This is a genomic window from Cupriavidus sp. HPC(L) (assembly GCF_000307735.3).
Taxonomy (GTDB): domain Bacteria; phylum Pseudomonadota; class Gammaproteobacteria; order Burkholderiales; family Burkholderiaceae; genus Cupriavidus.
The window spans coordinates 1-6,428 of record NZ_AMPR02000173.1 but is presented as its reverse complement, the minus strand read 5'-3'; the positions used below and the strand labels follow the sequence as shown (position 1 = coordinate 6,428).

Sequence of the window (6,428 nt, the reverse complement as noted above, 5' to 3'; positions counted from 1 at the left end):
GGCCGCGAGCGGCCGTCGATGGCGTTCTGGGCCGCGGCGGTCGCCGGCAGCGCGCTGGTGGTCGGCTTCGCGCTGTGGCAAGGCGCCGGCGCGCTGCAGCACGCCGACTGGCTGCTGTTCGCCGCGATGGTGCTGGGCGCGCTCGGCTATGCCGAAGGCGGCAAGCTGTCGCGCGAGCTCGGCGGCCTCGAAACGATCAGCTGGGCGCTGGTGGTCTCGCTGCCGGCGGTGCTGCCGACGGTCGCCTGGCTGGCCGCGCAGACGCTGCCGCAGATCGCCGCCGCGTCGGCGCGCGCATGGCTCGGCATGGCCTACGTCTCGCTCTTTTCGATGTTCATCGGCTTCGTCTTCTGGTACGCCGGACTGGCGAAAGGGGGCGTGGCCCGCGTCGGCCAGATACAATTGCTGCAGCCGTTCATGACGCTGGCCGGCGGCGCCTGGCTGCTGGCCGAGCCGCTCGACGCGCCCACCATCGGTTTCGCCGTCGCGGTGATCGCGGTGGTGGCGCTGGGCCGCCGCACCGCGGTGCGTGCCGCGCCCGCTGCTGCGACTGCCGCCACGGCTGCCGCCGCCGCGTCCGCCGGCCTGCCGCCGGCACGATCCCGCTGAACCACCCCGAACTCTCGAGAACAGGAGTCTTCATGTCCGTCTATGACACCCTCGCCCGCCTGGGCATCGAACTGCCGACCGCCGGCGCCCCCGCCGCCGCCTACGTGATGGCGGCGCAGACCGGCAACACGGTCTTCCTGTCGGGCCATATCGCCCGCAAGGACGGCAAGCCGTGGGTCGGCAAGCTCGGCGACCAGCTGGGCACCGAAGAGGGCAAGGCGGCGGCGCGCGCGATCGCGATCGACCTGCTGGCGACGCTGCACGCGCATGTCGGCGACCTGAACCGCGTGACGCGCATCGTCAAGGTAATGAGCCTGGTCAATTCGACGCCGGACTTCACCGAGCAGCACCTCGTCACCAACGGCTGCTCCGAGCTGCTGGCCGAAGTGTTCGGCGACAAGGGCAAGCATGCCCGCAGCGCGTTCGGCGTCGCGCAGATTCCGCTGGGCGCCTGCGTCGAGATCGAGATGATCGTCGAGGTGCAATCCGCGCAATAAGGCCAGCCCCACCGTTTCAGGCGTGCGCGCCTCGCGCATCGCCACATCGATTTGACCGACATCGCGCGGCGCCGCCGCGCGAGAACCACACCAAGAGACCATCATGCATTGGGCCATCTCCCGCCGGGCGCAACAACTGACCAGCTCGGCCATCCGCGAAATCCTCAAGGTCACCGAGCGTCCGGAAGTCATTTCGTTCGCCGGCGGCTTGCCGTCGCCCGCGACCTTCCCGGTCGCCGCGATGGAACAGGCGGTGGCCCGTGTATTCGCCGACAACCCGCACGCGGCGCTGCAGTACACCGCCACCGAGGGCTATCTGCCGCTGCGCGAATTCATCGCGCGCCGCCATGGCGTGGATGTCGAGCGCGTGCTGATCACCACCGGCTCGCAGCAGGCACTGGACCTGCTGGCCAAGGTGCTGATCGATCCGGGCAGCCCGGTGCTGGTCGAGACGCCGAGCTATCTTGGCGCGCTGCAGGCCTTCTCGCTGTTCGAGCCCGAGTTCGTCTCGCTGCCGAGCGACGACCAGGGCCTGCAGCCCGAGGCGCTGACCGCCGAGCTGACCGCCGGCGCGCGCTTCCTGTACGCGCTGCCCAACTTCCAGAACCCGACCGGCCGCCGCATGCCGCTGGAGCGCCGCCAGGCGCTGGTGCAGCGCGCCCGCGAGCTGAACGTGCTGCTGATCGAGGACGATCCGTACGGCGAACTCAGCTACACCGGCAACCAGCTGCCGACGCTGCTGTCGATGAATCCGGACGGCGTGATCTACATGGGTTCGTTCTCGAAGGTGCTGGCGCCGGGCCTGCGCCTGGGCTATGTGATCGCCCCGCCCGATCTGCATTTCAAGCTGTGCCAGGCCAAGCAGGCCTCGGACCTGCATACGCCGAGCTTCACGCAGCGCGTCGCCTACGAGACCATCCGCGACGGCCTGCTCGATACGCATATCCCGACCATCCGCGAGCTGTACGGCAACCAGTGCCGCTACATGCTGGATGCGCTCGCGCGCCATATGCCGGCCGGCGTCAAGTGGAACCAGCCCGAGGGCGGCATGTTCATCTGGATGTCGCTGCCCGAGGGGCTGGACAGCATGGCGATCCTGCAGGAGGCGGTCAAGCGCAACGTCGCCTATGTGCCCGGCGCCCCCTTCTTCGCCACCAATCCGCGGCAGAATACGCTGCGGCTCGCCTTCGTCACCGTGCCGCCCGAGCGCATCGAGCAAGGCGTGGCGATCCTCGGCAAGCTGTTCGCCGAGGCCATCGCCGCGCAGGCAGGCCAGGCGAAGGCGGCCTGATCCGCGTCGACAGGCCGCGGCACCGACCAGAACAAGGAAGACCGATATGTTGCGCATCTGGGGCCGGCTCTCTTCGATCAACGTCCAGAAGGTCGTCTGGTGCGCGCGCGAACTGCATCTCGATCACGAGCGGATCGATATCGGCGTCACGCGCGGCGACCTCGACACCGAGGCCTACGTCCGGCTGAACCCGAACCGGCTGATCCCGGTGATCGAGGACTTCCGCGGCACCGATATCGGCGGCGAGCCGTTCGTGCTGTGGGAATCGAATGCGATCGTGCGTTACCTGTGCGCGCAGTATGGCGAAGGCACGCTGTGGCCGGAGGACGTGCGCACCCGCGCCTCCGCCGACCGCTGGATGGACTGGCAGAACACCGCCTTCACGCCGGCCATGGTTGACGCCTTCGTGCAGACGGTGCGCACGCCGGCCGAGCGCCGCGACGCCGATGCGGTGGCCCGCTCGATCGCGCGCGCCGAGCCGCTGGCCGCGCTGCTCGACAAGGCGCTGACCGGGCGCGAGTTCATCTGCGACGACCGCTTCAGCATGGCCGACATCTCGCTGGCCTGCGCCGCGCACCGCTGGATGGGCATGCCGATCCGGCGCGAGCCGCGTCCCGAACTGGAGCGCTGGCTGGCCAAGATGCGCGCGCGGCCGGCGGCGTCGGGCATCCTGGTGTTGCCGCTGGCTTGATCCATGCGGGCGCCCGCATCGACGCCGGCCGCCCGCTCCCTCTCCCCCGGAGCGGCCTTTCCTCCCCGTTCCATCGCCGCCGTGCCGGCAAGCAGACATTTCCGTTCCGCAACAATTGGAGTACGCTGCACACCGGACGCGCGCCCCGGGCAAACCCTGATTCCTGAATCCGGTTCACGCCCATCGTGACGCGATGTATCGCGGGTGACGTATAGCCGTCCTTACAATCCTTCGCTTGCTCGTGCGCGAAGCTTGGGTCACCCCTGCGCGTCCCTCGCGTGCGCAGGCAAACCGGCGAGGATCGCCCGCAGAAGGATGGCTCGCCGGCCCATCACTGAGGAGGATTCAATCGTGTGGAGTCAAGTCTACGACCCGCTCGGCAGCATGGCCCTGTCCACGCTCGCCGCGGGCGTGCCGGTCGCGGTGCTGTTGGGCGCGCTGGCGTTCTTTCATCTGCAGGCCCATCTGGCCGCCGGCCTGGCGCTGGTGGTCGGCATCGTGGTCGCCTCGGCGATCTTCGGCATGCCCGCCGCGATGGCCGGCAAGGCCGCCGGCCTGGGCATCGCATCGGGCCTGTTCCCGATCGGCTGGATCGTGCTGAACATCATCTTCCTGCACCGGCTGACCACGCTGAACGGCTCGTTCAAGGTGCTGCAGGGCTCGATCGCCGGCATCACCGAAGACAGGCGCCTGCAGCTGCTGCTGGTCGCGTTCAGCTTCGGCGCGTTCTTCGAGGGCGCGGCCGGCTTCGGCACGCCGGTGGCGGTGACCGGCGCGATCCTGATCGGCCTGGGCTTCTCGCCGCTGGCCGCTTCGGGCCTCGCGCTGATCGCCAATACCGCGCCGGTCGCCTACGGCGCGCTCGGCTCGCCGATCATCGCGCTGTCGGCCGTCACCGGCCTTGACCTGCTCGACCTGTCGGCGATGATCGGCCGCCAGCTGCCGCTGTTCTCGGTGCTGGTGCCGTTCTGGCTGATCTGGGCCTTTGCCGGCTTCCGCGGCATGCTCGAGGTCTGGCCGGCGATCCTGGTGGCCGGCGTCAGCTTCGCGATCCCGCAGTTCCTGGTGTCGAACTACCACGGCCCGTGGCTGGTGGACGTGATCGCCGCGCTGGTGTCGATGGGCTCGCTGGCGCTGTTCCTGAAGGTCTGGAAGCCGAAGAAGATCTGGACCACCACCAAGATCCTGGGCCGCCACGACGAATCGAAGGTCGACGATCCCGAGGCGGTCGCCGCCGAGGCGCGCGCCAACGCCGCTGCCGCCGGCATCTCGACCGCCAAGGCGTGGATGCCGTGGGTGATCCTGACCGTGTTCGTCTTCATCTGGGGCGTGCCGCAGATCAAGAAGGCGTTCGACGCGATCTGGTCGTGGAAGTACGCGATCCCGGGCCTGGACAAGGCGGTGCTGAAGGTGCCGCCGGTGGTGCCGCAGCAGATCGCGGAGGCCGCGGTGTTCAACTTCAACGTGCTGTCGATGGCGGGCACCGGCATCCTGGTCGCCGCCGTGGTCGGCGGGCTGCTGATGGGCTATTCGGTGCCGCGCCTGCTGCGCGAGTACTGGAACACGATCAAGCTGGTGCGCTACTCGCTGCTGACGATCTGCGCGATGTTCGGCGTCGGCTACCTGACCCGCTACTCGGGCCTGGACGCGACGCTGGGCCTGGCCTTTGCGCACACCGGCGTGTTCTATCCGCTGTTCGGCACCATGCTGGGCTGGCTGGGCGTCGCGCTGACCGGTTCGGACACCGCGTCGAACGTGCTGTTCGGCGGGCTGCAGAAGACCACCGCGGAGCAGCTCGGCCTGTCGCCGGTCCTGATGGCCTCGGCCAACAGCTCGGGCGGCGTGATGGGCAAGATGATCGACGCGCAGTCGATCGTCGTGGCCTCGACCGCGACCAAGTGGTACGGCCACGAGGGCGACATCCTGCGCTACGTGTTCTTCCACTCGGTCGTGCTGGCGATTCTGGTCGGCCTGTTCGTTACGCTGCAGGCCTATGTGGAGCCGTTCACGCGGATGGTGATTCACTGACCTCGCGTCCTTCCCGCCTAGGCGGGAATCCAGCGTCTTGGCAAAGCCACTGGGTCCCCGCCTGCGCGGGGACGACCAATCCAACGGCAAACTGCGCCCCGCTCCTGCGGGGCTTTTTTTCGCTCACAGCGCGCAGGTACGAAACCCTACGAAGGCCGCGTCTTCCTCCGGCGCCAGCGCCAGCCGCGCGCGTGCATGGCGCAGCCGCGTCGGGCCGACGAAGCAGGCGCCGCGCACGGCCTGGCAGACGCCGAAGCGCGCCTGCATCTCGCTGTCTCCGGGGCCGGGGTGCGCCGGCACCTCGGCAAAGCCGGCATAGGGCTCGTACGGTGTCGCGGTCCATTCGCGCACCATGCCCCAGCGGAAGCCACCGCGATTCTGCACCGCGGCCATCTCCCACTCGGCCTCGTCCGGCAGCCGGCGTCCGGCCCAGGCGCACCAGGCCTGCGCCTCGTACAGCGTCACGTGCCGCACCGCCTCGTCGGGATTGAGCGTGCGCAGCGTGTCGAAGCGCTGCGCCATCCAGGCGCGCGTCTGCGCATGGCGCTCCCAGTAGCGCGGCGCCGAGCGCTCCTGCGTCATCAGCCACTGGCGGCCGGCCGGCGACCACCAGTTGGGCCGCTCGTAGCCGCCGTCGTCGACGAACTCCAGGTATTGCGCGTTGGTGACCGGCGCGGCGTCGATCTCGAAGGCCGGCACATAAGTCGACCGCGCGGGCAGTTCGTCGGGCATCGCGAAGCCGTCCGGCTCGCTCCAGCCCTGCGTGAAACGGCCGCCGGGAAACTGCAGCGTGCCGGCGTCGGGCACGCTGACGGGCGGGCGGGTCAGCGCGGGATCGTCGGGCGCCATCGCCAGCGCCTGCAGCAGCGCCGCGATCCGTTCGATCTGCGCGTCCTCGTGCTGCAGCGCGCGGCGGTAGGGATACAGCGTGCCGTCGCCATCGTCAGGCAGCAGCGCGATCCGGCGCAGCACCGCGTCGAGCACCGAGGCCGCGTAGTGCTTCAGTGCGGCAACATCGGGCAGGGCGGCTTCCCAGCGCGCATCGGGACCGATGCGTTCGGGATCGAACCACTCGTCGGCACCGTCGAGCATCGCCGGCGCGGCCGGCACCGGCAGCAGCACGCCGCCGCGGTCCTGCCATTGGACGTCGCGCAGGCACCACCATTCGGCGTGCCAGGCGAGATGCCCCAGCGTCCATAGCGGCGGATCGGCATCGTACTGGCGCGGCACGATCCAGCCGCGCCGGGCCGCGCCGAACGCGGCCAGCCAGGCCAGCGTGCGGTTGCGGCTGTCGACCAGCGCCTGCGCCAGG

The 6,428-nt window shown here is 69.6% G+C and carries 6 protein-coding genes; 5 read left to right on the top strand and 1 reads right to left on the bottom strand.

Features of this window, described 5'->3' with window-relative positions; genetic code table 11:
• From B551_RS11645 to B551_RS11625, 5 genes are all read left to right on the top strand, one after another.
• Positions 1-609 (top strand): DMT family transporter (locus tag B551_RS11645; RefSeq protein ID WP_023264139.1); only part of this gene is annotated, 609 nt, incomplete at its 5' end.
• 32 nt (positions 610-641) lie between these two features.
• Entirely contained in the window at positions 642-1,106 is a 465-nt protein-coding gene (locus B551_RS11640) for a RidA family protein (protein WP_006579863.1), read from the top strand.
• 103 nt (positions 1,107-1,209) lie between these two features.
• Positions 1,210-2,397, top strand: coding sequence for a PLP-dependent aminotransferase family protein (locus tag B551_RS11635; protein ID WP_006579864.1), 1,188 nt, complete (start codon positions 1,210-1,212; stop codon positions 2,395-2,397).
• Between the two features lie 46 nt (positions 2,398-2,443).
• Positions 2,444-3,088, top strand: coding sequence for a glutathione S-transferase family protein (locus tag B551_RS11630; RefSeq protein WP_023264138.1), 645 nt, complete (start codon positions 2,444-2,446; stop codon positions 3,086-3,088).
• A 351-nt stretch (positions 3,089-3,439) separates the two neighbouring features.
• Positions 3,440-5,116 carry an L-lactate permease gene (locus B551_RS11625; protein WP_023264137.1) on the top strand — a complete coding sequence of 559 codons (1,677 nt, stop codon included), beginning with the start codon at positions 3,440-3,442 and terminating at the stop codon, positions 5,114-5,116.
• Positions 5,117-5,239: 123 nt separating this feature from the next.
• Here B551_RS11625 and B551_RS11620 read toward each other — a convergent pair.
• Positions 5,240-6,428: SUMF1/EgtB/PvdO family nonheme iron enzyme (locus B551_RS11620; protein ID WP_043439042.1), on the bottom strand; the 1,189-nt coding region annotated here is incomplete at its 5' end.

What these genes read in the sequence shown, in the direction of transcription:
- B551_RS11640 (WP_006579863.1), top strand. Translation starts at nt 642, where the DNA reads ATGTCCGTCTATGACACCCTCGCCCGCCTGGGCATCGAACTGCCGACC.
- B551_RS11635 (WP_006579864.1), top strand. Translation starts at nt 1,210, where the DNA reads ATGCATTGGGCCATCTCCCGCCGGGCGCAACAACTGACCAGCTCGGCC.
- B551_RS11630 (WP_023264138.1), top strand. Translation starts at nt 2,444, where the DNA reads ATGTTGCGCATCTGGGGCCGGCTCTCTTCGATCAACGTCCAGAAGGTC.